The organism is Mesorhizobium sp. B2-6-1 (assembly GCF_006440475.1).
Lineage (GTDB): Bacteria > Pseudomonadota > Alphaproteobacteria > Rhizobiales > Rhizobiaceae > Mesorhizobium.
Genome location: NZ_VFUH01000003.1, coordinates 490780 through 514813, shown reverse-complemented (window position 1 = coordinate 514813; position 24034 = coordinate 490780). Strand labels below are relative to the sequence as shown.

Here is a 24034-nt window from a genome sequence, read left to right as displayed (position 1 = left end):
ACCGGCAGAAGAACGAAAGCCCGCTCCGGGAACCGGGGCGGGCCTTGGAGGAGGACAAGGGGTGGGACCTCTCCTCTTGCTTTCCACGGGGGGTGTGGACCGAAATCACCTTACGGGAGTTTCGCCAGAGGCCCGATCACAAGCCTGTTTGCCCGCATCACGATCCGGTGCGCACCGGCATCGACATTGGTCACGGGATCGCGATTAGCGACCAATGCATGTCGCCCAAACGATGCATGTCGCCCAAAAGCGGGCTCTCGCCTTGTGAGAACGACGTGCACGACGCGCTTTAGATGCGTCCGAGCACGACCAGAATAATGACGATCAGCAACACAAGCCCCAGCCCGCCGCCACCATAATAACCGGTTCCGTAGAACGGACCGCCGCCGAGGCCGCTGAAGCCGCCGAGCAGGGCGAGGATAAGGATGATGATAAGGATGGTTCCAAGACTCATGGCTTCCACTCCCGCAGGCACTTGCGCGCCGGTTCGGCACTTCTGGGTTGAGAATGTTGCTCACAGACAACGCTTTGAACGCGTTCGCGTTCCACCTAATGCAGGACGTCGAGAAGGCGACGGCGCAATTCGTGCAGCAGTCTTGCCGCAACGGCGGGCTTTCCGACCGGCCACCGCGCAGGATACGATACAGCTGAAGGTACGTGATCACGACGTGGACGGCGAGATTGTAGAAGGAAAAAGCCGACAGCAAAAACAGGCAGTTGAGCGTCAAGATCGGATCCACTTCGACTTATCTCGATCTTGCATCGTCAGATCTGTGAGAGCGGATTTGCAATTCATGCTTGCATTTCTGGAACAAATAAGGAACAGTAGGGAACCTAGCTGCCAAGGCGGATTAAAGTTTTGGGGGGACCAGCGATATGATGAGGTGGAAGGATGCGCGGCTCCTCGCCGCCGCGATCGCGATGACAAGCCTTGCGCCCGACCGGTGGCCCTCAGCCGGGCTTGGCGCCGCTCTCGCCCGGAACACGCCTGCGCTCGCAGCCGAGAAGGATTATGCAACCTGCTTCGGCGAGGACATCGAGCCGGACAAGCGCATTGTTGCCTGCTCCGCGATTGCGGAGGACGCTGCAGAGCCGGCGCGCAGCCGCGCCACAGCCTATTTCCAACGGGGCGTCGCTCTCGGCGACCAGAAGCAATACGACCGATCGATCGCCGACTACAGCGAGGCGATCGCGCTCGATCCGAACGACGCTTCCGCGTATCTCAACCGCGGCGCCGACTGGTTCAGCAATGGAGACGACGACCGTGCGATCGCGGACTTCAACATCGCCATCAGCCTGGAGCCGTCTTCCAGCGATGCCTACAGCAACCGTGGCCTCGCCTTCCTGCACAAGGGCAAGATCGACGCGGCCATCATCGATTTCCAACAGGCAATCGAGGCGGACCCTCAGAATGGCAAGGCGCATGCGGGCCTGGGCATCGCCTGGGACAGGATGGGCGACCCGAAACAGGCCCTGGCCGAGTATGACGAGGCGGTCCGTATCGATCCCAACAACATATTGGCCAATGTCAAACGCGGTATCGCCCGCGCCGCCGAGAGTGAGTTCGATCCCACTGTCACCGATGACGATGCTGAACAGGCGCCCGGCGAGGACTTATCCGCCGCCAAGGATACGACCAGCAATCGCGCAGCCGCAAAGACCTTGATCGAGCGTGCGGGGATGCGGCTGTCGAAATATGGCCTCGAAGGCGCGCTTCTCGATTTCGACAAGGCGATCAGCCTCGATCCCGACAATGCGGACGCCTATCTCGGGCGCAGCCGCGCAAGGACACTCAAGGGAGACAGCGCCGGAGCGGCGGCGGATTGCCTGCGCGCCATCGAGCTTGATCCGACGCGGGCAGGAAGCTGCGGCGCTCAGCTCGCCGCCGACCAAAGCAAGCCGGCACCGTTGCCGGACACCCAACAGCAAAAGCAGCGAGCCGTCGTTCCGGATATCACTGCTACCCAAGACACGCTGGCCGCAAGGGTTCTGGAGGCGACCGATCCGCGCGCCCTCGAAGCGATCCTTGGCGGCGATGCCTTCCTGGACATGGGCAAGTACGATCAGGCGATCGGCGCCTACAACAAAGCGATTGCGCTCGATCCGAACAACCGGTTCGCCTATTACGGCCGCGGCAAGGCCCAGGCCGCCAAACGCGTTTACGAGCAAGCGATCGCCGATTACGACACGGTCATCCAGCTCGCCCCCAATTTTGCTGCGGCTCATTCTCGCCGGGGCCTCGCCAAGATCACGTCAGGCGATGCCGAAGGCGCTCTTGCCGATTGCAGCCGGGCTTCAACACTCGATCCAAAAGCGCGCGACGCCTACTTCTGCATGGGCATGGCCTGGCACGCCAAGGGCGACGCGGGGCGCGCGATTGCCGCCTATTCGGTAGCCATCGAGATCGATCCGAAAGACGACGCCAGCCATTACGGGCGCGGCATGGCGCGTGCTGACAGGAAGGACTATGACGAGGCAATCGCCGACTTCGGCCAGGCGATCAAGCTCGATCCCGACAATCGCGATTACGCGGTCGCCCGCAAGGCGGCTGTGGCTGCGAAGGGACAGGGCGATATGGCGGCCGCCACGCTCGGCGCCGTCAGCTCGGCGGCGGCCACCGCCAGTTCAGCCGCCGGTTCGGCCGCACCGAGCGATACTGATTCGGCCGCCAAGGCGCTTGTCGCCAAGGGTCGGAGGCTGCATGAGAAAAATGACTATGACGGCGCCATAGCCCTGTATGGCAAGGCGATCGCACTGGTCCCGGCATTTCATGACGCCTATCTGGCCCGGGCCATGGCTTGGGAGGCCAAGAACGATTATGCTCATGCTGTTGCCGATTACACGCAGGCGATCGCGATCAATCCGAATATAGCCGAGACCTACTACAGTCGCGGCCAGAACCTCAGTTTCCAGGAAAACTACGACGGGGCGTTTGCCGACTTCGAAAAGGCCATCAATCTCAACCCCGCGGACGCAAGGGTCTATGCCGATCGAGGCCTCCTATGGATGGGAGGGCACGAGGACGTCGCCGCGCTGCACGATTTCGAAAAGGCCATCAGCCTCGATCACAAGAACCCCTTTGGCTATTTCGGTCGAGGCGTGATCCGAACCAGCAGAGCGGACTATGAAGGGGCCATCGCGGATTTCAGCCAGGCGATAAGGCTTAAGCCGGATTTCGCAACCGCCTACGAGGCGCGGAGCCGGGCGTGGGAAGCCAAGGGCAACCGCAAGCGTGCTCAGGCCGATCGCAAGAAGGCACTGAGCCTTGGGGTAGATTAGACGGGCTTTTCGGGAGGGCGCGGATTTTGCGTTGGAGTGGTTTGGGCGTAATGGCAGTCGCCGCTCTGTGCTTTATTGCGGTAAAGGTTTTGCCTTGGGCGCAGCTCTGACGAGGCTGACGAAAGGCAATCAGCTTGAGCAGCGCTGGCGCCCGATGCGGTTTGATCCCTACCCCAAATAGAAGTTACTGAAATAGTTGCCAAAATCCGGTTGCCGGGCAACGGGCTCGCCGTCCCCGTTCCGGAGGATGCCGGCGGCGAAGAGATAGGAACCGATCGCTTCCATCTTGGCCGGGTCCATGCTGCCTATGGCGCCGTTTCGCCGGCGCAGATAGTGCCCGTCGATCAGCGTCTTCAGCGAGGCGTGGATCAATGCCGGATTGGTCAGGGCGTCCTTGTTGGCGGCGATCAGCAGTGTGGCCGCTTCTTCGGGATGATCGACGGTGAACTGGTAGCCGCGCCGCGTTGCCCGTATGAAGCCCGACGCCAATTCCGGATTTGCACGCAGATACGCATCGCTAGAGGAGATCAGCGTGGTGTGCTCGTCGGGCACGCCGTAGTCGGCATAGACGAAGCTTCGCTGTTTAACGCCTTTCAGTTCTGCCTCGACGCCTTCCCAGGTCGAGACCTCCAACGTGAAGTCGACCGAACCGTTGGCCAGCGCCTCATAGGCGGACGTGCCGAGCGTCACCGTTTCGAAAGCCCCCTTGCCGCCGTCGTGACGGATGATGGTCGAGATCAGCGCGTTTTCCCAGGCACTGCCGAAACCGCCATAGGTCAGGCCGTCAAGATCCCTGGGGGTTTTGATCTCGTCACGCGCTGCATTGAACACCAGCCGTCCGGTTTCGGACTGCACCACGGCATAGACCGCCTTGAGATCGGCGCCGGCGGCTTTCTGGGTGAAGAGGCCGATGGAGCCGTTGATGCCGAAATCGGCAACGCGGTTGGCAACCAGCGTGCCTGCACCGGTATCGCTGTAGGGCAGGATGTCGACCTCGAGGCCGGCCTCGCTGTAAAACCCTTTGTCGCGAGCGACGAACAGGCCGATATGGTTGGTGTTGACCGTCCAGTCCAGCGCCACCGTTACTTTCCGGGCGGCCGCCTGGGCAAGAGATCGGCCTGGCCGGGCTAAAAGGGGAAGGCCGGCAGCGGCAGTGAGCAGCAAGGCTTGCCGGCGCGTTAGGTCAGTCATGGTCCATGTCCTTCTGGTGGCTCGGGTTGAGGAGGATGTCGAGGATCTGGGCTTCGAGGGTGCCGGCCTGCCGTGCAGCGCCGCCGGCCAGTTCGCGTGGACGCGGCAGCGGCACGGTGATCTCAGCGACGACGCGCGCCGGCCGCGCCGAAAGCACATAGATGCGGTCGGACAGGAACACAGCTTCGCGCACGTCGTGGGTGATCAGCAGCGCCGTCCAGCAGTGGCGCCGCCACATCTGTTCCAACCAGCGTTGCATGGCGGCGCGGGTCAGCGCATCGAGTGCGCCGAACGGCTCGTCGAGCAGCAGCATATCGCGTTCCTGCACCACGGTGCGCAGCAAGGCCGCGCGCTGGCGCATGCCGCCGGAAAGCTGCGCCGGAAAATGCCGTTCGAAACCGGCAAGCCCGAATTCCTCGAACAGCGGAGCAACGCGAGCGCGGGCAGCCTTGCGCCTGACACCTTGCACCTCAAGCCCGAGCGTGGCGTTGTCGAGAATGCGCCGCCAAGGCATCAACGCGTCGCGCTGCGGCATGAAAGCGAAATGCCCGCCGTGGTCATCGAGCGGCTTGTCGTCGAAGAATATCTCGCCCTCGCCGTGAAGCGCGCCGGTCAGAAGCTGGAACAGCGTCGACTTGCCGGCGCCGGAAGGGCCCAGAATGGAGACGAAATCGCCGGCGCCGACGCTGAGCGAAATGTCGGCAAGCACGTCGAGTCCTTCGAAGGCCTTGCGCACATGTCGCAGTTCGAGCCGGTTCATCGCCAAGGCCCCTTTCCTGCGGCCTGCCCGCCGGCGGTCCGTTCCCATGGCATGGCAAGGCGCTGGACCAGTACCGTCAGCCCGAACAGGACGAGCGTCAGCACGGCGCTGACGGCGACGGCGGCCAGCACCAGGTCCGGGCGGAAGTTGTTCTTGGCGTTGAGCATGTAGATGCCGAGGCCCTTCGCCGCGCCCGCATATTCGGCGAAGATGGCGCCCACGACAGCATAGGTGATCGAGATCCTGACACCGGCGAAGAAGTAGGGCAGCGCCGAGGGCAGCCGCGCCAGGACGAAGACACGCCAGCGCCCTGCCCCCATGGCGCGCAGCATTTGGCCGATCTCAGCCTCCGTCGCCTCATATCCTTCGGCCAAAGCCACCAACATCGGAAAGAAGGTGACCAGCGCCACCAGCATGATCTTGGGCATCAGCCCAAAGCCGAACCACAGCACCACCAGCGGTGCAATCGCCACCAGCGGCAAGGTCTGGCTGACCACGAAGACCGGAAAAAGGGCGCGCCGCAATGGCTGGGAGAAGTCGATCAATATCGACATCGCAAAGGCACCGCCGAGCGAACAGGCAAAGCCTGCGAGCGTGGCACGGAGGGTTGGCACGGCGTTATCGGCCAGCGCGTGCCGGTTGAGCATTGCCTGAGCGAAGACGCGCGATGGCGCCGGGAGGATTGTCGGCTTGATGCCACCAAAGCGCGCATAGAGTTCCCACGCGGCTAGCAGCAGCCCCACCGAAAGCATCGCCGGAGCGGTTCTGGCGATGAGGTCCACGATCGGACGCGAAGGGGCGGACGGGGAGGACACGCAGGTACCCGGAGCGGATGGCGCGGGGCGCGCCGTCAGACGGCGGTGGGGCTGTTGGCCGAGACGGTGACGTCGAGCGTTACGTGACCGGCACCCGGCCCGAAGCGGCAAAAGGCCTCGTTGAGTGCGGTAAAAATGGCGCCTGCGTCGCCGCGCAACTTTGTGCAGAAATGCTTGGAGCGCTCATATACGCCCGACTGCTTCAGGAAGTCGATGCAGCCATAGATCTCGTCCATGTGGTCGTCGGTGCCCATGACGTAAAGCGAGAACTGCGCCGCCGCCGGCTGGCCGGTGGCGGCCACGCCGCGCACGGCGGCGATAGCGGCTTCCTTGCGCGGGCCGAGCGGCCCGGCAGGTCCGCCAAACGCGTCGGAGCGGCAGATCAGATCGTCCGGCTCGCCCGGGCAGCCGCGCGAGATGGCGGCCGAAAGCACGCAATGCTTGCCGCTGCGCGCTGCCGCCACGAACAGGTCGCGCATGGCAGGAAACAGCACCTCGGGCGATCCGACCAGCAAGGTCGAGATATCGTCGGTCTCGATCCGCAGTCGATCACGATAAGGGTCCAGTGCCCCGAGCGCGCCAAGGATGACGCCGACAAAATCGCTGGACATGGGATATAGGGAAATCTGTGCGCCTGAAAACATCGCCCGCCTCGCTCCGCTGGTATTACCCAGATCAGCTTCTAGGGTCTGTGGGCTTGCCGCCCCCGTCTCAGCCCCGACCGTACGGAGCACCCCTGTGGATGGACGCGTTAAAGCACCAATCGGGCGGCTATGAAAGCTGTTTTTTCAGGACCATCGCCGGAAATGCATTGCGCCAGGCCTGATTTATGGGCGGTTCCGTCGGGCCCGGTCTTGAGGGAAATTTGTCCGGAACCTTAGCCACGACGAGTGGTTGTCCCTATAGTCGCAAACGCGACGAACTTCGTGGAAACGAGCGAAGACTTCACAGAAATGGAGACAAACCATGCTCATGAAAATCCTCGCAGCTTCGGCTCTTACCATTGGTCTCGCGACTTCGGCGATGGCGCAAAGTGCTGGCGGAAACGGCGCCAATAATGGGCCCGGCAGCGGCCAGTCGGTCACGGTCGACCCGAACACGCCGGCATCGCCGAACACGGTGGATCCTGGCACGACCGGCAGCACGACCGTCATGCCCGACGGCATGAATTCGAACGCGGACCGGAACTGTCCGGCCAGCCCACAAGGTGCTCAGCCGGATGCCAGCCACACCGCTCCGGGCACGGCTTCGCCGACTGTCAACGACAAGCATTGCGGCAAGTAGCCACTCGCCGAAACTGCTGGAGAATGCCACGGGGCGTCTGTTCCGTGGCGTTTCCGTCTCTTTATGTTTCACCCTCGCCGAACAGGCAGGCGCCTGAGACGTAAACCGCCATCGGCCTTCGTCTCGGTTCGGGCGCCGTCTACGAAACAGCCTTTTCGCGAACCGGCAGCTTCCAGCCCGGCCTGACGAAATGACAGGTGTAGCCGTTCGGGTATTTCTGCAGATAGTCCTGATGCTCGGGTTCGGCTTCCCAGAACGCGCCGGCCGGAGCCACCTCGGTGACCACCTTGCCGGGCCACAGGCCCGAGGCGTCGACGTCGGCGATGGTGTCTTCGGCGACGCGCTTCTGCTCATCGGTGGTGTAGTAGATCGCCGAACGGTAGCTCATCCCCACATCGTTGCCCTGGCGGTTGCGTGTCGTCGGATCATGAATCTGGAAGAAGAACTCCAGCAGCGTACGGTAGCTCACCCTGGCGGGATCGAAATTGATCTCGATGGCTTCGGCATGGGTGCCATGGTTTCGGTAGGTGGCATCAGGCACGTCGCCGCCGCTGTAGCCGACGCGCGTGGACAGGACGCCCGGGATGCGTCGGATCAGATCCTGCATGCCCCAAAAACAGCCGCCGGCAAGCACCGCGCGTTCGCTTGAAGTCGCCATATCAAATCTCCCCAAAGCAACTCCGGGGAAAGGTTGTAGCCGTTTCCGTCCGGAATTGCGCACGATAAAACTGGAGGCCCGGCGCTATGACAGCCGCTCCAGGATTTCCCATAGATGGGCATTGTCGTCGGCTTCGTCCAGTCGACGGGCGCGTCCTGCTGCCGATCACCACGGACGCGCGGCGTCACTCCCCAGGCCTGAACCTGCGCACCACGACCTCGAATACGATATCCGATATCCACATCGCGCAGACGCCGATGAGGAATGCGGCCGCCAGGGTCGTGGTGTCGTCATTGGCCATCGGCAGGCCCATGGCGCGGGAATACTGGACCACGGGCAGCGTCAGATAGGCGGCGGCTAGCGCGCCGCAGATCGGCGAGGCCACCATCTCGCGCGGTTTGTAGCGGTGGCGCGACAGCGCGCGCAATATGCCGCCGGAAAGGCCGGCGACCACCACCGGCACCTTGATACCGAGCAGGTCGAAAAGATCATGCATCATTTCATTGTCTCGCGATCAGGAAACAGAATGACCGATCCGGCACCGAAGATGAGCGGTCCCCGAGCAGCAGGGCCCGAATCGAGCGGCAACACGATCGTCATGGCTTCCACCCGCACAGTTTCTCGCCCTTGCGGTTGTGCGCCAGCAGCGTCCGGACTTCCGCATCCGACAGTGCTGCGACGGCGGATGCGGACAAGCGCAGCGGGCTCGAGACCGCGCAAAATCCGCCGGTGACGGTGGTGCAGCCGGCTACCGCGACAAGTGCTGCGGCCGCTGCGACAATCAATCCCTTGCCCATGACCTGAGCTCCTTTCGGGCAGAGGCGGCGGGCAGCGCGCCGATATCGTTGTCAACCTGGTCGGCGACGTCGCGCGCCGCCGCCTCGGCCGCGGCCTGCCGGCTACGTTCGGCGCGCTCGCCGGCAAGCCGCTGGCGAACACCCCAGCCAAACGCAGCGATGATGGCCGCGCCGATGCCGAAAACGGTCGAATTGCTGAGCAGGAAGGAGAGGAGCGCGCTCATTGGTTTGGCGCGTCCTTGACGAGATAGCCGACGGCAAAGACGGCCAACGGCAGCAGCGTGGCCCATGTCTCGGCATCGTACCAGGATGGCCAGACATTGCGCACGAAGACGCCGGAAATCGAAACGGCGGCGGCGGCGATGGTCGCGGCCGTCAGTTTGTTGGTCGGGCGGATGGTCGGCTGGGTTGTGGTGGCCATGATCAGAACATTCCTTGCAAGGCGGCGGCGATGTGGTGCCAGGCGGCGTAGGCGACGAGCAGGCACGCGACAATGATCCCGCCCGCCTTGGTGGCAGCTGGGATGTTGGCGCCGGCAGGCGCCGCCGCGACCGGTTCGACGGCATCTACGGCAGCAGCGCCGCCCGGCGCCGCCGCAGCAGCGGCCGGTGCAGGATCTGGCCGCGTGGCCGATGCCTCGCCTGCCCCGACAGCCGTCAGCAGCAGCGCCTGTGCGCGGACGGATCCGACCCGGCTCGACCAGCCTTTGCCGAAAGTCGACCAGGTCGGAAGCCGCTTCAGGAAAGCCAGGCGGGCATCGCAGAGATTGTCGATGACGACGGCGGCCGGTCTGGAACCGACGGCAGCGAGCGTCTCGGGCCCGATGCGGCCGTCCGGGGCGGCGCCGACCACTGCTTGAAGATATTTCGCCGCCCTGCCCGGCCCGCTGTTCACGGCAAAATCGAACACTGCGTAGTCCACGCCATCGGGCAACTCGGCGCCAGCCACCGCATCCCAGTAGAAGCGGCGGTACACCGTGGCGAGTTGGGCATCGCTGATCTTCCTGAGATCCGCCTTGGCGGCATCCGCCTTCACGTAGCGGCGGAAATTGGCGAGAGTGACGCCCTTCATGGTGGCGCCGCCCGGATCGGCCGGATTGTCCGACCAGCCGCCTTCGGATTTGAGGATGAGCGCAAGCGCCCGCGTAAAATTGCGGTCCATGATATCCCTTTCGATTTCTGGTGGATGGGGTGAGTGGGTGATCGCCGGCAGCACAGGGGTGCGGATAGTCGCCGTTGCGCGCGGCTGGGTGCCTACTTGCAGTGCATCAAAACCGAAGGTCGCCTTGCGCGCCGGCCGACGCATGGTTAGAAAAAATACAATTTTAGGACGAACAGGTCTGGGATGAGAGACTTTGTTGGCGCCGCGCGGCGCCTGGCCTTCAACAGCCTGTCGGCCGCCATCGATCGCCGCTGGAACGTCGACCCGCTGGGCTCGGGGCCGCGTGCCCCGAAAGAGGAATATCTGAGGCTGTTCGAAGCCACCCGGCGCGTCTCATTCCCTGAGATCGACAGGCTCGAGGCCGAAACCGGCTTTGCCGTCGATCGCGACTGGCTCGACGAACTGGCCCTCCACACCCAGATCACCATCAAGACCAGCGCGCTCGCCTACCCGCACGGGCGGGTGCTCTACAGTCTTCTTCGCCGCCAGCTGGCCGACAGCCCAAGGCCGTTCACCACCGTCGTCGAGACCGGCACCGCGCGTGGTTTCTCCGCGATCTGCATGGCCAAGGCACTCGCCGATGCCGGCGCCTGCGGGCATGTCGTCACGCTCGACGTCCTGCCGCACCATCATCGCTTCTACTGGAATTGCATCGACGACCATGACGGCAGGAAGTCGCGCGCCGAACTGCTTCGGCCGTGGCAGCCGCTGGCCGACCGGATCATTTTCCTGCAAGGCGATTCACTCCTTCAATTGCCCAGGGTCGGCGTGAACCGGATCCACTTCGCCTTCATCGACGCGCAGCACACCAGGAAGAACGTGCTGGCCGAGCATCGCTGCGTTTCGGGCGTTCAGCGCGAGGGCGACATGGTCGTATTCGACGACGTCACGCCAGGGTCCTTCGATGGCGTGGTCGAAGCGGTCGCCGAGATCGAGCGGCAGGGCCGGTACGAGGTGCGCCGTCTGAACGCGTCCAAGCAAAGAACCTATGCCTGGGGCATCAGGCGGTGACGAGACGACAGCCCGGATAAACCATCGGAGGCGAGACCTTGCTCAGAAATATCGCCCGCAGGCTTTATCTCGGCATGCGCCGGAACATCGACACCCCGCCCCATGGCGGCCGATGACTACCTGAAGGTGCAGTACTTCCCGATGGCGACGAAGCATTGCTGATCCTGCGCAAGAAACCGACCTAGCGCGCCACCCAGCGATTGAGCCTGACCGCGCGGCCATGGGTTTCAATCGCCGGCTCGGCTTGGTTTAGGTTGGAAAGCTACCGCTCTGTCCACCAGCGATACTTGTCGATGTGTGTCAAACTTAAGATCGCCTTGCGCGCCTGACCGCACATGGTTAGAAAATTGCAACTCAAGACGAACACTTTGAGAGAAGGCTATGCTGGCGCGTCGGGCATGAAATGTGGGTGAACCAATCGTATGCCTCCCAGACTCGTCAGACTATGGGGAAGCTACAAAGACTGACAAAGCCCACGATCGGCGTAGCGGTTGCCCTGTGCATATGGATGGTGAACTGGGTGATGGTCAGAGGAACGCCATTTCCCGATCTGCAGAACTACGTCCAGAATTTCGACAAAAGGGCATACTATGTTTCTCCTGATACCGCTTCACTGATCGATTGGTATGCCCAAGAATACCTTTGGCGGAAGGGTATCTACGCTCTCAAAGAGAGCTTCGAACTAGCCAGCATCTTTTCTACCCTGACCTTAATCTCCTTGGTAGTCATCAGCGTCTACGTGGCAGTCAAAGCCTCGTCCCCGGCCTACATCCTTTTGCTAATCCACCCTCAGTTAATCGATCTCGTATTCTCTCAAGTACGGTCGGCTGTCGCCATGGCCGCAATCTATCTGGCCCTCCTATTGCCATGGCGCCTGGTCAAATATGCATTGGTGGGAATTGCACCCTTTATTCATTCTGCGGTTCTGGTCTTTGCCGGCGCGTTCGCAGTGGGCCAAATTATCACGGGCTCCGATATTTGCGGGCGCCGACATGTGCTAATTTCGACATGCTATATAGCGGCCATAGTTGTCGCCGTGACCATCCTCAAAAGCTACCTTCTGGGCTCGATCGGCGACAGGCGAGCGACGATAGAAATTACTACGAGCGGATTCCTGCTGACGATGATGGTAACGGCGTATGCTGTCCCTTTCCTCTTCTTTGATCACCTGTTCAGCAGGAAGTTTGCCGCGTTTGTTGTAGTTCTCGCTTCATCACTCTGCTTCGGGATGTACCTCTACAATCAGAATGGCATCCGGTTCGTCGCTCTTGCGATTCCAGCGCTTGCGGTTGCAATCTCCAGCATTCCCGATCTTCACTGGCGCCGCCTTACACTAATTGCGGCTCTCGCGTCACAGGTTGTTTTCTTCGGCTATTGGGCCAAAGGTATTCTCTAATGAAAACCTTGCGATGGATGGCCCACCAGTATCTTGCCGAAGGAGATCGTTGGCGGATTGCATGTGTCGAGGTGTTCGGCTTAGTCTGGAGGAACGCGTTTTTCCAAGCCTTCTTCTGGTTGATGGTCGCCGGCAACCTCCTGGCTATGTTCTTTGGTGATTCGTTGATCCGTTGATTAGCCTCCGAACTGCCATTTGCGGACCACAACAGTCATCACGCCGCTGCCAGGGTCCTTCGTTACCCCTGTATCGTTTGCAATGATTATGTCGACAATGTCAGCGGTGACGACCCCGGCGTACTTAATCGTGCAGCCCAGCAGGTCGGCGCTAAATCCAATGCCCGTTACCAAGTCACCACGAACGGCACCTGGTACGGCAACCTGCACAGTCAGACTTGTCCCCGTCGGGATGCCTGGCGTCGGATTGAGGAATACCTGTCCAATGGTGCGGAGTTCGCTTTCAGATATGCCGTTGAAGGGCGTGGTGATCGTGCCCAGGCTAAGGTTCATCGCATTGCCCGCGAGCCAGTTCTTGCCGCCATCGGTGACGTTGGCAAAGCGGATGCCGTTGGTGAACGTCACTCCGTTTGTGGCATCGAAGACGTTGTTACCAATACGACACCCGATAAGCTTGGCATTCTCCACAAGAATGCCGTTGTCGACGGTGAGGCCGGAGCTCGGTGGGAGGAAGCCGCCAAAGACGTTCCCCTCCACAATCAAGCCGCTGAACAGGCGATTGCCTGAAGGTGCCCCGATGCGAATGAAGGACGAGATACCCATGCCTGGAGAGAACGTAAACTGGTTGCCGCGCACCGATCCGCTCACCGGGTCGTTGGCCTGATCGTTGGTGATCTGAATGCCCTGGTTTTTCTGACTAGCCACATAGGTAGACTGAGACATCGCGAACGTATTGTTGTCGCAAGAGAAGCCAGTCGTCCTATGGATGATGATGCCGTTGTGCGGCACATCGTTGAGCATGTAGACTTGGAGCCAGTTTTTATCGACCTTGATGCCAGCCCCGTGGACGACATAAATCTGGCAGTTGCCACCGGCCCCCTTCGTCTTCACCCCTTCGATGATCGTCCCATTGCCAAAGAAGGAGATAATGTTGGCGCAGGGCATCGCCTCTGGAACGGTCAGATTTGTGCCGTCGCCACAGCAGTCCTGCACGTCGCCGTTCTGAATACGAAGTGATGCCGCACGGTAATCGAGAATGCCGAAACGGTCGATCTGGGAGAAGAGCGGGCTGTCGATGAGGCAATTTTGGGTGTAGCCCATGTACATGCCGCCGCCACACCGAAGTATCTCGATGTCACGGAACGTGCAGCCGAGGCCGCCCTTGTTGTTGACACCACAAGCCGCGATGGTGCCCAAGCTGTCGAGCGGCCCCCCCTCTGGCCCAGTGCCACGGAAGCCGTCGATGCAGATGCGCTCCATGACGACGCCCTGCGGCAGTGCAGAGCCGCTTTGAAAACCATCCGTATCCCATAGCGCGAAGGCATGGCCGTTGCCGGCGGCCCCGGTCAATTGATTGCCAAGCGCTTTAAAATCGCGAAATCCGAGCCGCAATGTGTGGCCGACCAGACGGAACAGCGGCGCGCCATTGATCATTGCGCTTGTGATGGTCGAAACGTCGCGGCCGAAGCCTTCAACATCGAATAGTCCGAGAGCGATGTCGATCGTTTGGTTGATCGTGATATTCGTTGGTGGCAGGCGGATTGTGCCGCGATCCTTGCCGTCGACGATCTGGACCGCCGCAATCAGCGCCGCGGTGTCGGCCGCTGCGTTGCCGAACCCACTGCCCAGTTGACGTAAGTCAACGACGCTTTCATTCAACACCCAAAACCCGCCATTGACCGCATCGGTCGTCCCGTCCGGCATGAAGCGGTCGGCGGAGCGGAAATAGGCCAGCGCCGGGTAGCCGCCGGCGGTGATCGCCGCGCGCGACATGCGGGCATAGTTGGCGCCGCCCACCAGGGTTGCCGGGGTCGTGAAGACCGGGGCGTAGAATTGGGTCCTGATGCTCTTGACGCCGGCAGCGATCGTCGAGCCCGATGCTGTCGCCACGGATGCGTAGATCGGCACGTTGACGCCCGAAACCTGCGCGGCGTCGGCGGCATATTGCTGGGCCAGGTCGCGCGCGAGTTCCGCGATGTGGATGACTGCCGCCAGCGCTCCGCCGATATCCCCGAGCGGATCATCCGACAGATAGTAGGAGATTACGATGTCGCTCGTGCCGATCACCGGGTTGAGGGTCTGGAAAGCGTAGACCAAGCCACCCGAAACAACCCCCTCCTGCACGTGAACGGTCGTTCCCTTCTGCATCGTGCGCGCGGTGCGGGCGTCGGCCGCGCGGTACCAGTAGCCCTCGCTCGCCGTATAGATGCCGTTCAGCCGGGCGTCCGACTGGTTCTTGACCAATACCCGGTCGCCGACGGCGGTCAAAACCCCGTCGATCGTCTTCAGGCCGAGGATCCAGGCAACGCCGTCGACGATGACCGTCTCCAGATTTGCCGTCGTCGCCAGGCGCACGGGTTCGCGCTCGCCCGTCAGAAGACGAACGGCGGCAGTTGCGGGTCGGGCCATGAGGCTTGCTCCATAAAAAAGCCCCGCGAAAGCGAGGCTTGGAATTCGGGTTGGTTTGCGGCGTGGCGACGGGTTCGGAGGGGATAAGCGCTGGCCCGTGCGGCCACGGCGCCACGGTCGTTCAGGTTCTTCCTTGAGAAATTTGGTCACGGCCGCTCAGCTAGGCGAGAGACAATTCAGCGGTCGGTTTTCTGTCCTTGGGCACGCACTTCCTGAATAAGCAGCAATGCCGGCTTGCTCCCGGACTGGCTGCCGTGTTAACACCCGCGCACTGCGGTGGCTTGTGCTATGGGAGCGTCAATGTCGCAGCGCTTCCACAAGGTGTGATTTCCGATGAAAAAATCCGCGATTGTCGTCGCTGCAAACGACAACCGCACGGCAGAAGAAAGGCCGTTCGCTTCCCGGTACAAATCCGTTGGAGCGGTGACGGCGCCGGCGGATTCACAGGCAGGAGGCGAAGAGCCGACCGAGGCCCGCGCCCTGACGGCTTTGCAGATGTTCTGTCGCGTAGCGGGCGTCTAGATCGCCTTTGAGGCTTCATCCAGACGGCAAGGACAGGCTCTAAAGTCCCGACCCGCTGTATCTGGTGGCCTCCTTCCACAAGGCGAGCGCAAGGGCGGGTGTCCGCCCCTTCACCGCATATTCGCGGTCCCGGTAGCTTCCCGCCGCGATCCACACCGTTTTCGAGCGTTGATAGATCGTAATGCCCCGCGCGCTCGCCCGCGCGAACAGTTCTGTGTCATTTCGATACATCGGTTCCAACCCCTGTGGCCCCCTCAAGGGGTAAGGTGCAACGAACATGCCAAAGTTTACGCCTAGCAAATATTATACATTGCAGAGCTGCCAGCTGCGCCATCGAAGTGCACTGGCAGCCCTAATGCCAAGGTGTTCCGTGGGTGTTTCCGCTGTATTGCACCTGAACTGCCCCCAGGTAACAGAATAGACCAATCCGGAAACATTTGCTTAAAATTGTATTCTTCGGCCATCGGGCGCCGACTGGCCAGAAATTCACCCCACCAGGAATTTGGATGACGGAACTAGCTCTCCTTCAGTTCCGGAAATTCGTCGGGCATTTTGCTCCGCCTCCATGGTGAGGTCTTTGTATCGCGCCGAGCATGCCAACCCACTGGCAAATCTGCCAATTGTGCAACCGTATTATCAAGCTCTACCACTTCGGCCAAACCCACCAAATTAGGTCGCCTTGATCAACTTCAGCTTCATCTCCGTAGAATTGCCACGACTCATCATCGGCATCATGTGAGGCGTAGGCAACCCAGCCGCCACCACCAAATATTTTTCGGGTCGATATGACGGCCAAATTTTCTGGACCTTCGAACTTCCATTTATCCATATCTTAGGCTCTTCTGCCTGCCGAGACATCATTCTTGAAGCAGCGGCAGAATCTTTTCGTCGAGGAATTTAAGCCGTCCACTCAACATCTCGGCGTTGGCGGGATTCGCCGGGACATTAACGGGAATGAGCTTCGCCACGGACTTCCCTTGCCGCGCAGCTTCAACCCACTCATCCATTGCACCGATATATCCGTCCAGCGCCTCGTACGGGGTCTCCAAATCGTCGCCGGGCATGTATGCTGGGGGTACATCACCGACGAGCACCCATATCCATCGTGGCACATCTGGTTTCCCGGGTGAAATCTCGAAGAGAAAAATGTATATTATCCCTTCGGCACCATACCCGAAATACTCACCTTCTATTCTCCTTACCCAGTCGTGTGATTTGATATATTCACGAGCCTTCAGAAGAGCGTTGTCAAGGTCACCATCTGCATCTGGGTCGTCTGCTGGTAGAGGAAGGCGGCTTACTTTACTCAGATCCGGGGTAATTTTGTTCACAATTTCTCTCCACTACTTATCTTAGCCCGCAGCCATCGTCTCCTAGCCCAACGCTGAAAATCGCCGGCTTCCATGTGGACCCTTATGTGCTCTTCCCTGGTACGAGCCTTAATATTTGATACGTGATCTAGCCCACCGTCGGCCAGAGCTTTCTCATGGGAAACATCCATATTTCGACCTGTCTTGGGATCTTTGGGCCAGGGTTTGCCGTGCAGTAGTTCCCATTCCTTACGAAGAGCTCTGTTCGTGGTCGTGCGCTTGGTCGCAACAAGCTTTAGATCGTCCTCGTCAGAGATTTTTGCAGCCGGATTCCCTGTGGTAGGAAAGCGTTCCAACGGCTCGACTTCCGTCGCCGTCGGAACGCCTTCATTTCGCAGTGCGTCGGTTGCCTCTTCAGCGGGTCTGCTGTCCACAAATTCAGATGCTGTCGAGCCTTCCAGCGAGCCGGTGAGCCTCGCCGTCACCTGCCTACCGATCTCGCTGAGCCCCTCGGCAAGGACATTGCCGCCGGCCCCCCAAAGGGCCCCAGCGGCTGCACCGCGCAGCATGTCCTCATCCAGGCCGTGCGCATATGTGGCGCCATATATTGCACCCTCGCCGCCGGCGAGGGCGGTTCGTGCGGCCAGGCCGGTCAGGCCCTCCAAGGCTGCGGTGCCCAACCTGCCTGTGAGAGTGATGCCCGAACTCGCCAGACCATGTCCGGCGATGACACCACCAAGGAGTTCCGCCGGCAGGGCTGCCGACCCTGCCCGGTCTTCGGCATCTTCCGTCGCGGCTCGTTCGGCAGCGAGCAACTCCTCGTAGCTTTTGTCGGAAAAAAGCGAACTGAGGCTGGCCGCGGCTTTATCCGCGTGGCCGAGAGTCATCCCTTTGGCCATCAGCCGGGCCACGTCATCGGCGGCTTGGACAGGTTGCAGCCAAAACGACTCAGCATTGTATTGTGATCGAGCCGGATGCAATGCGACGGCCAACAGGGCGGCCGCCAAGGCATCTTCTCGTGCCTGGATATCTGCTGGTGTCAGCTTCGGATCGGTTGCCGCGTTCTGTCGCAGCCGAGGCAAGCCGGAGGCAAACAATTGCTCGGCCATCCCGAAGCGCAGGCGTGGATCGCGGACCGCCAGAAAAATCGTGCTCAGATCGGTCATGCGCTGCCGCCACGGCACGCTTGGATCGATGAATTTCGCAGCAAGGCTTTCCGCGGCAGTCCACGGCAACGGCAATATCTTGTCGAAACCCATCTCCCCCTGGGCTGCAACGACCCAGGTGATGGCGGCTTTATAGCCCTCGGGAGTGGTGATCTTGTCCCAGTCGGGAGCCCGGCCCGGGAGCATTTGGCTGACATAGGCGACAGGGTCGGCCCGCCTGGCGCTCAGAACGAATTCCGCGCCGCCAATCCTTGCTTCGTATCGCGCCCACTCTTCCTGCGAGCCATTGGGACCGGGCTCAAAGTCTCGGAGCTGAGCGTGTATCGCCTGGTTCGGCGCGCGGCGCATATCGAAGACCGCAGCGGCAACATTGGATGTCGTGTCGAAGGCCTGGAAGTGCTCGGCGCCCTCCTTGAGGCCATAGATATTGACGAAATCCTGTGCGGTAGGTCTCTCCTCGGGATATTCGCCGGTACTGGCGATGACAGCCGGAGCGTTCTGCTCCGCCAGCTGCACCTTGGCGCGGGCATCGACCAATTGTGCAGCGGTGGCCGTGTTGGCCTGATCCCTTAGTGCTGCAAGATCGCCGGGCTTCAAGTAGGTAATGGCATCCAGGGGGATGGCCGACTTGTCATCCGGGGTCGACGAGATGCTTCGGTCGAACGCCTGCGCACTACTGTTAACCGGCGTCAGCTTGCCAGCACCATCTGCTATAGCTGCATTAGAGATGCCCGAGGCATTAGAGCCATCAACGGCCTCCGCCGTATCATACTTGAGCCGGCTTCCAGCTTGCGCCCCGCCCAACATCTCGGCGGCCCGCTTCGGATCCTGGGCGATCATCGCCTGAACCAGTGCCTTGGCCGTGTTGCTGCGCCAGGCCACTTCCGCCGCTTGCCTGATAACCGGGTTTCCGATCTTGGCGATCAGATCGGACCCGTTCTGCCGGATCGCCTCGAAAGCTCCGATGTCGTTCGGGTCGCCTTTTGCGATGGAGCTGGTGGACATGGTGTCGACCTTCGCCCACTCGGCCAGCTCATACTCATCGCGCTGCGCCTGCTGCCGCTGCGCCATGCGCGGCGAGCCGGCCGCGCGCATCGGCTCCTTCTGCCTGGCGAAATCGGCGCGCTGGCTCTCCGGTATGTCAGGCAGAGCCTCGTCGAACAGCGTGTCGAACAGGCCGGGCTTCACCACCTGCCCGCTGCGCGGGTCGACCTCGCCATACATCGCGTCATGCAGGCCGCTGCCGTCGGCCGGCGCATTCGCCGCCACCTCGTCTTCCGCCTGCGCGATGCGCTCGGCGAACCGGCGGCGCGCCAGCTCCGCGTCGAACGCTTCCTGCCGCTCCTTCATCTGCCGGTAGCGCTCGGCGACGGCCGAGAGCTCGTCGCCAAGATCCTGCATCGCCCTGCCGGCCGGCGACCCCTCGGGATAGGAAACGCCATTGCCGGCCTCGAGCCGGCGCTGGGCAAGCTGGAGAGGAATCGTCGCCATCAGTAGAGGCCCCCCTTGAAGGCGCCGCCCGGCGCCGGTGGGAAGGCGCCCTTGCCGAAGGTCACGGCCCTAGTCGGGTCGTAGAGGCGGGAGAGACCGGACACGAGGCTGCTGCCCGCCCTGAAGATCGACGCCGCCGCGGCCTGCCTGCCGGAGAAGCGCGAGAGCGCCGCCTGGCTGTCGAGAGTGTTCCGGCGCAGCGCCGAGCCGTACTGGATCGCCTTCAGGTCGAGCTGGCCCTGCCTGGCATTGGCCGCCAGCACCTCGGCCGGCGAGCCCGATAGGCCGACGCCGGAGGCGCCCGCCCGGGCCCGCGCCTGCGAAAGCAGCAGATCCTGCCTGTGGCGCTCCTGGCTCTGTTCGAAGGCGGCACTTTGCGCATCGGCCTGCGCCTGCTGCCCGTAGGCCTTGGCCTGGTAACCGGCCGCCTGGTTTTGCTGCCGGCCTTCGATCAATGCGCCACCCACCGAGATGGCCGTGCCGAGAAGGGCTAATGTGCACATGGTCAGCCTCGCTGGGATGCGGCAATGGGGGTTTTCCTGGCCGGGCGCGCACCGAGCGCCGGTCGCGGGTCGAGCGCGCCGCCGGGGTTGGTGAACGACAGAAGCAGCCTGTCGGCCTGGATTGCCGGGCGGCTGAGGCGCGCCGGCGCCGCCGCGCGCGGCCCGGCCATGGCGGCGCGGCGGGCAACGGCCAGGTTCACCTTCAGGTCAGGCATGCCGGCGGCGTCGAAGAGGCCGTTGGCGGTGGCGAGCGCGCGGGCGAGCGCATCGGCCTCGAACAGGTCCTGGCGCAACAGCTCGACCAGGCGGCGCACGGCGCGCCAGCGCTCGGTCAGCACCTCCGCCTTGGCTTTCGCTTGCCCGCCCAGCGCCTCGACGGCGGCGCGCGCCTCTGCCGCGGCGGCCGCGGCACGGCATTTGTCCGCTGCCGCGATGATCTTCTCCAGCAGCGCGACGACGTCGTTGCAGTCGTCCAGCGCGATGCGCGCGGCGGAGAGATCGCCGTCGCCGAAAACGGCGCGGTCCTCGGCCTGTTCGCAGCCGCGCCGGCGGGCGATCGCATCGTTGAGGTCGGCATCGAGCAAGGCGATGACGGCAGCATATTCGGCAGCCGTCCGCGCCCTGCCGAGCTGTTCGGCATGGGGGGATGTGGTCACGGGATGGGTTCCTTGTGGTGGGCTGGAGGCGGTGGAGCGCCGATCTCCCCCCTTGTGGAGGAGATTGGCAGGGCAGAGGGAGGCGCGAAGGATCGCGGCGTTGATTCAGCCTGGGTTCTTCGCCCCACTCAGTGGGGAGAGGTGGCTCGGCGAAGCCGAGACGGAGAGGGACGGCGCCGACCTGTGCCGGACTCTCCGGCAGAAGCGCCTGCGCCTTACGAAGGCCCCCTCTCCGACCGCTTCGCGGCCACCTCTCCCCCGCCTCGCGGGGGCGAGGAACGCCAGCTCGCCCTACGGCTCGGCGTCGAACACTGGCGTAAATGCCCTTATCGTGCAGGGCGTCGGGTTGACGTGGCGGATCCGCACCCGGCCCTGCCCTTCCCAGCTGTCGTCGATGGGCACCTCGACATTGCCGGTGAACAGGCTTGCCTTGCCGTCGGGCGCGACGAGGGAGGGCATGCGCACGCTTTCCCAGCGGCCGCGGATCAGCGACTGCACCTGAAGCCCTGTCGTGTCGGTCTCGAGCAGCGACAGGATGACACCCGCCACCTTCTTGCGCCGCCCGAGGATCGAGCCGTCCCGGCCGGCGACGTCGAGCTCCAGCGTGTCGGCCTGCGACTGGAACGCAAGCCCGGCCTGCCATCTGGCCGCGACGGCGCCGCCGGGCAGCGTCACCTGGCCGGAGGCGACCGGCAGCCCGCGATAGACCTTGCCGCCGGCCAGCACGTCGACCTTTTCGCCGTTGAGATGGGCAAGCCCGGACACGGTGTTGACGGCGGCGCCCGAATAGGTCAGGCCGCAATCGACCTGGAAGGCGTCCTCCAGCGCCCCATATTCGAACGGCGCCGTCATGATCTCGATATAGCGCCTGGTCACGCCGCCGATGGTGCGCCTGACGATCAGCCAGATGTCGTCGACGCCATCCTGGCCGGGCGTCACCACAGCGCTTTCGACGGCCGCCCAGCCGGAACCGGCGACGGTACCGCCGAGGCGGTGGCGGTGCATGCCGCGCACCTCCTGCGAGGGCTGGTGGGTGTAGCCGCCGAGCTCGCCATTATCGAGCGGAAACCAGAGCATCGGGTCGGGGTCGGTCTGGAACGCCAGCTCGACCACGCCACGCTTTGCGATATGCTCGGAGATCTGGCCGATATCGTCGGAGGTGAAGCGGCCGGTCGAAGCTTGCGTCAGCTCGGCGATCGAGCGGCGCGAGCGTGTGACATAGAGGAACGACTGGCCTGCATCGACGGGGCGGATGCGGGCGCAGCCCGATGTGCGCGAGCGCCGGTTCTTGAACGAGGACGGCGTCAATGCCTCGTCGATGCCGGAGCCGGAGAGCGCGCGGATGCCGCCGAGCGTCCCGATCAGCAGCGCGCCGTCCGATTCCGCGATCCACGTGATGTCGTTCGCCTGGCCGCCGCCGGCCTGGAGGAATTCCAGCGCGTCGTCATCCTTCTCGCCCAATGCGAAATTGTTGAAATCCCCCGTCGCCGAGGCGTAGACCGAAAACTTGCGGCTGAAGGCCAGGCGCTCCTCGTAGAGCGATCCGCTTTCGACATATTTCCCCGGCACAAGCGTGCCCAGGCGCCAGCGGGATATCGGGCTGAGGTCCGGCAGGGCAAATCCATGCAGTTGGACCTTCACCGCCGTGGCGCTGGTGCGGCTGGTGATCTTGGCCCAGCGCCAGCGGCCGTCGGACGCAAGCAGGCGAATGGCCCGGCCGACGTCCGAAGCCTGGAAGCCGGCACCGCCATTGATGCCGGCGGTCGATGACGCCGTGAGGTCGAACGGCGTCTGGCTGGCCGCCGCCCGGTTGAGGTTCAGTTCGGAAAACGCGCTGTCCGAGGCGCCGTTGATCGCCTTCCAAGTAAAGCGGTGATATTCGAACGCCAGCTTGTTCAGAAATTCGTAGTAGCGGGTTTCGCCGCCCGACCAGCCGGTCTCGCCGGTGCGGCTGTCGAGCGTCACCCATGTCGCGCCGTCATTCGATCCTTCAAGCACCCAGATAGTCGGCGTGCGGTCGACCGTTCCGCCGGTGCGTGCGGTCAGATAGTAGTTTTCGACGATGGCCTGCGCGCCACCGGCAAGCTGGTAGGTGACCGAGCCGTTGGTGGCACCGGCGATGCCGCTGTCCGTCTCTGTCGCCTTGTCGAAAAGCTGGAAGGCGTCCCCTGCCCCGCCCATGCCTGAGACCGTGCCGGAAGGCGCGGTGTTCGACGTCATCTTCGGCGTCAGCGCCCCATAGTCCGCGGGCGTCAGCGTGGTCGGCGTATCGTTGATGTCGTCATAGGGCCCGTCGTCGATCGCGTAGTCGTCGAGCGCCCATGCCGTATGGGCGGTGCGCGTCAGCACCTTGAGCGGATAGTCCCTGTGGGAAATCCACATCTGGTCCGCGGACTGCACATAGTCGAGATCGAACAGGTCGGCTTCAAGATAGGGCGAGGCCACCTCGACCGTGCCGACACGCGCGCCATAGGCGTAGACGCGGATGTAAAGATTGCCGAACTCCAGCATGTAGGCCTGGTCGGCCGAGAAGATGAACGGGATCGCCCGCGTCGCCTTGGCGGACGTCTTGACTTCGCCGACGAAACAGGTGCCGCCGCGCTTGCGGATGCCGCCATGCGGCAGGGTGACGAAGTTTTCGCATTTCGACAGCGCCGCGCGGTAGAGATCAAGCGAGGCGCGCGCGTGCAGGCGTGGCGAGATCTCGCCGCGGGTGAAGACGTCCTGGACCGGATAGAGCGTCGCCATCAGCGCATGGCCCCCGCATAAAACCGGCTGTCGCCGCGCTGCCGCGCCCAACTCGATGTCGAAAGCCGTCCGCCGCGCTGGATGGCCTGCGCGGTGAAGGCGGCGTCCAGCGCGCGGTCGTAGGCCGAACGGGCAATGTCGATCATGCCGGCCTTGTGCGTCAGCGGATGCGCGATCTTGATGGCGAGTGCCGCCACCAGCACTTCGGTGAACGGCGCGTCCCAGTCGTTGGGGTCGGTGAGGTTCGCGACATAGCGGATGGTGAGCGGTCCCGCCCGGTCGCTGTAGACCAGCCCCGCCTCCTGCCGCCACGAGATCGCGATGCCGTCCGGCTCGCCATTGTGGGTCAGCGGCAGCGGGCGAAGGCAGTCGACGGGGAGTTCATAGACCCAGTTCAGCGTGCAATCGCCGGAACCGGTATCGCTGCCGGCCAGGGATGCCGAAAGGATGGCGAACACCCAGGCGTATTTCGTCAACTCGGCCTCGCGGGTCAGGTCGAAATGCATGTTGAGCAAGCGCGCGGCCTTGATGTCCTCGTCAAGGCTGTCGATCGGCGCCTCGTCGAGGACGGCCAGCGCCATATTGGCGATGTCGGTCGGGGTTATGGCCATGGGTAAGGCCTCCGTGGGTTGTGATTGGGGGAAGTGCGTCTTTCTCCCCGTTCACGGGGAGAAATGCCCGGCAGGGCAATGAGGGGCAGC

At 62.8% G+C, this 24034-nt stretch carries 24 protein-coding genes and 1 riboswitch; of the genes, 5 read left to right on the top strand and 19 right to left on the bottom strand.

Features of this window, described 5'->3' with window-relative positions; all coding sequences use genetic code 11:
• Positions 1 to 289: 289 nt before the first annotated feature.
• A complete protein-coding gene (locus FJ443_RS10315) occupies positions 290 to 454 on the bottom strand; it encodes a DUF3309 family protein (RefSeq protein WP_023757858.1) in 165 nt (54 codons plus the stop codon).
• A 422-nt stretch (positions 455 to 876) separates the two neighbouring features.
• Here FJ443_RS10315 and FJ443_RS10305 point away from each other — a divergent pair, with 422 nt between their 5' ends.
• Positions 877 to 3279 carry a tetratricopeptide repeat protein gene (locus FJ443_RS10305; RefSeq protein WP_140663794.1) on the top strand — a complete coding sequence of 801 codons (2403 nt, stop codon included), beginning with the start codon at positions 877 to 879 and terminating at the stop codon, positions 3277 to 3279.
• 168 nt (positions 3280 to 3447) lie between these two features.
• Here FJ443_RS10305 and FJ443_RS10300 read toward each other — a convergent pair whose 3' ends face one another.
• The 4 genes from FJ443_RS10300 to FJ443_RS10285 form a co-directional block, all read right to left on the bottom strand.
• Positions 3448 to 4470, bottom strand: a complete 1023-nt coding sequence (locus FJ443_RS10300) for an ABC transporter substrate-binding protein (RefSeq protein ID WP_140663791.1) — start codon at positions 4468 to 4470, stop codon at positions 3448 to 3450.
• Positions 4463 to 5230, bottom strand: coding sequence for an ABC transporter ATP-binding protein (locus FJ443_RS10295; protein ID WP_140663789.1), 768 nt, complete (start codon positions 5228 to 5230; stop codon positions 4463 to 4465). The genes FJ443_RS10300 and FJ443_RS10295 overlap by 8 nt, the downstream gene beginning before the upstream one ends.
• The gene (locus FJ443_RS10290) at positions 5227 to 5982 is read right to left on the bottom strand and encodes an ABC transporter permease (RefSeq protein ID WP_140663877.1); all 756 of its coding nucleotides are present in this window, start codon (positions 5980 to 5982) and stop codon (positions 5227 to 5229) included. Before FJ443_RS10290 ends, FJ443_RS10295 begins: the two co-directional genes overlap by 4 nt.
• 98 nt (positions 5983 to 6080) lie before the next feature.
• On the bottom strand, positions 6081 to 6689 hold the full coding sequence (locus FJ443_RS10285) for a YkoF family thiamine/hydroxymethylpyrimidine-binding protein (RefSeq protein ID WP_140663787.1): 609 nt from the start codon (positions 6687 to 6689) through the stop codon (positions 6081 to 6083).
• Positions 6680 to 6793: riboswitch (TPP riboswitch) on the bottom strand. (Overlaps the previous gene by 10 nt.)
• 218 nt (positions 6794 to 7011) lie before the next feature.
• Here FJ443_RS10285 and FJ443_RS10280 point away from each other — a divergent pair.
• Positions 7012 to 7329: a hypothetical protein gene (locus tag FJ443_RS10280; RefSeq protein WP_140515911.1), complete on the top strand. Its 318-nt coding sequence runs from the start codon at positions 7012 to 7014 to the stop codon at positions 7327 to 7329.
• 139 nt (positions 7330 to 7468) lie between these two features.
• On the opposite strand, the gene msrA is transcribed toward FJ443_RS10280, so the two are convergent.
• The 6 genes from msrA to FJ443_RS10250 form a co-directional block, all read right to left on the bottom strand.
• Positions 7469 to 7987, bottom strand: a complete 519-nt coding sequence (gene msrA / locus FJ443_RS10275; protein ID WP_140663785.1) for a peptide-methionine (S)-S-oxide reductase MsrA — start codon at positions 7985 to 7987, stop codon at positions 7469 to 7471.
• Positions 7988 to 8171: 184 nt separating this feature from the next.
• Complete coding sequence (locus FJ443_RS10270) at positions 8172 to 8483, bottom strand: hypothetical protein (protein WP_140500166.1); 312 nt, start codon at positions 8481 to 8483, stop codon at positions 8172 to 8174.
• A gap of 100 nt (positions 8484 to 8583) precedes the next feature.
• Positions 8584 to 8784: a hypothetical protein gene (locus FJ443_RS10265; protein WP_140499930.1), complete on the bottom strand. Its 201-nt coding sequence runs from the start codon at positions 8782 to 8784 to the stop codon at positions 8584 to 8586.
• Positions 8769 to 9008: an ABC transporter permease gene (locus FJ443_RS10260; protein WP_140663783.1), complete on the bottom strand. Its 240-nt coding sequence runs from the start codon at positions 9006 to 9008 to the stop codon at positions 8769 to 8771. Before FJ443_RS10260 ends, FJ443_RS10265 begins: the two co-directional genes overlap by 16 nt.
• Positions 9005 to 9205 carry a hypothetical protein gene (locus FJ443_RS10255; protein ID WP_140499933.1) on the bottom strand — a complete coding sequence of 67 codons (201 nt, stop codon included), beginning with the start codon at positions 9203 to 9205 and terminating at the stop codon, positions 9005 to 9007. The genes FJ443_RS10260 and FJ443_RS10255 overlap by 4 nt, the downstream gene beginning before the upstream one ends.
• Positions 9206 to 9207: 2 nt before the next feature.
• Positions 9208 to 9945 carry a glycosyl hydrolase 108 family protein gene (locus FJ443_RS10250; protein ID WP_140663780.1) on the bottom strand — a complete coding sequence of 246 codons (738 nt, stop codon included), beginning with the start codon at positions 9943 to 9945 and terminating at the stop codon, positions 9208 to 9210.
• A 183-nt stretch (positions 9946 to 10128) separates the two neighbouring features.
• Between FJ443_RS10250 and FJ443_RS10245 the strand changes: the two genes are divergently transcribed.
• Positions 10129 to 10956, top strand: a complete 828-nt coding sequence (locus tag FJ443_RS10245; protein WP_140663778.1) for a class I SAM-dependent methyltransferase — start codon at positions 10129 to 10131, stop codon at positions 10954 to 10956.
• Positions 10957 to 11464: 508 nt separating this feature from the next.
• Complete coding sequence (locus tag FJ443_RS10240) at positions 11465 to 12352, top strand: hypothetical protein (RefSeq protein ID WP_181175088.1); 888 nt, start codon at positions 11465 to 11467, stop codon at positions 12350 to 12352.
• Positions 12353 to 12528: 176 nt separating this feature from the next.
• Here the strand turns inward: FJ443_RS10240 and FJ443_RS10235 are convergent, their stop codons facing one another.
• A complete protein-coding gene (locus FJ443_RS10235) occupies positions 12529 to 14937 on the bottom strand; it encodes a hypothetical protein (RefSeq protein ID WP_140663774.1) in 2409 nt (802 codons plus the stop codon).
• Between the two features lie 333 nt (positions 14938 to 15270).
• Here FJ443_RS10235 and FJ443_RS10230 point away from each other — a divergent pair, with 333 nt between their 5' ends.
• Complete coding sequence (locus FJ443_RS10230; protein ID WP_140521537.1) at positions 15271 to 15459, top strand: hypothetical protein; 189 nt, start codon at positions 15271 to 15273, stop codon at positions 15457 to 15459.
• 643 nt (positions 15460 to 16102) lie between these two features.
• Here FJ443_RS10230 and FJ443_RS10225 read toward each other — a convergent pair.
• The 7 genes from FJ443_RS10225 to FJ443_RS10195 all read right to left on the bottom strand — a co-directional run bounded on the left by FJ443_RS10225 (position 16103) and on the right by FJ443_RS10195 (position 23944).
• Positions 16103 to 16288 (bottom strand): hypothetical protein, encoded by a 186-nt coding sequence (locus FJ443_RS10225; RefSeq protein ID WP_140663772.1) that lies wholly within the window; start codon positions 16286 to 16288, stop codon positions 16103 to 16105.
• Positions 16289 to 16316: 28 nt separating this feature from the next.
• A complete protein-coding gene (locus FJ443_RS10220) occupies positions 16317 to 16790 on the bottom strand; it encodes a hypothetical protein (RefSeq protein ID WP_246681213.1) in 474 nt (157 codons plus the stop codon).
• The gene (locus FJ443_RS31640; RefSeq protein ID WP_246681212.1) at positions 16787 to 19426 is read right to left on the bottom strand and encodes a hypothetical protein; all 2640 of its coding nucleotides are present in this window, start codon (positions 19424 to 19426) and stop codon (positions 16787 to 16789) included. Before FJ443_RS31640 ends, FJ443_RS10220 begins: the two co-directional genes overlap by 4 nt.
• The gene (locus FJ443_RS10210) at positions 19426 to 19929 is read right to left on the bottom strand and encodes a hypothetical protein (RefSeq protein ID WP_140663768.1); all 504 of its coding nucleotides are present in this window, start codon (positions 19927 to 19929) and stop codon (positions 19426 to 19428) included. Before FJ443_RS10210 ends, FJ443_RS31640 begins: the two co-directional genes overlap by 1 nt.
• A gap of 2 nt (positions 19930 to 19931) precedes the next feature.
• The gene (locus tag FJ443_RS10205; protein ID WP_140663766.1) at positions 19932 to 20585 is read right to left on the bottom strand and encodes a hypothetical protein; all 654 of its coding nucleotides are present in this window, start codon (positions 20583 to 20585) and stop codon (positions 19932 to 19934) included.
• 291 nt (positions 20586 to 20876) lie between these two features.
• Positions 20877 to 23333 (bottom strand): hypothetical protein, encoded by a 2457-nt coding sequence (locus FJ443_RS10200; RefSeq protein ID WP_140582329.1) that lies wholly within the window; start codon positions 23331 to 23333, stop codon positions 20877 to 20879.
• Complete coding sequence (locus FJ443_RS10195) at positions 23333 to 23944, bottom strand: hypothetical protein (protein WP_140499954.1); 612 nt, start codon at positions 23942 to 23944, stop codon at positions 23333 to 23335. Before FJ443_RS10195 ends, FJ443_RS10200 begins: the two co-directional genes overlap by 1 nt.
• Positions 23945 to 24034: the final 90 nt, after the last annotated feature.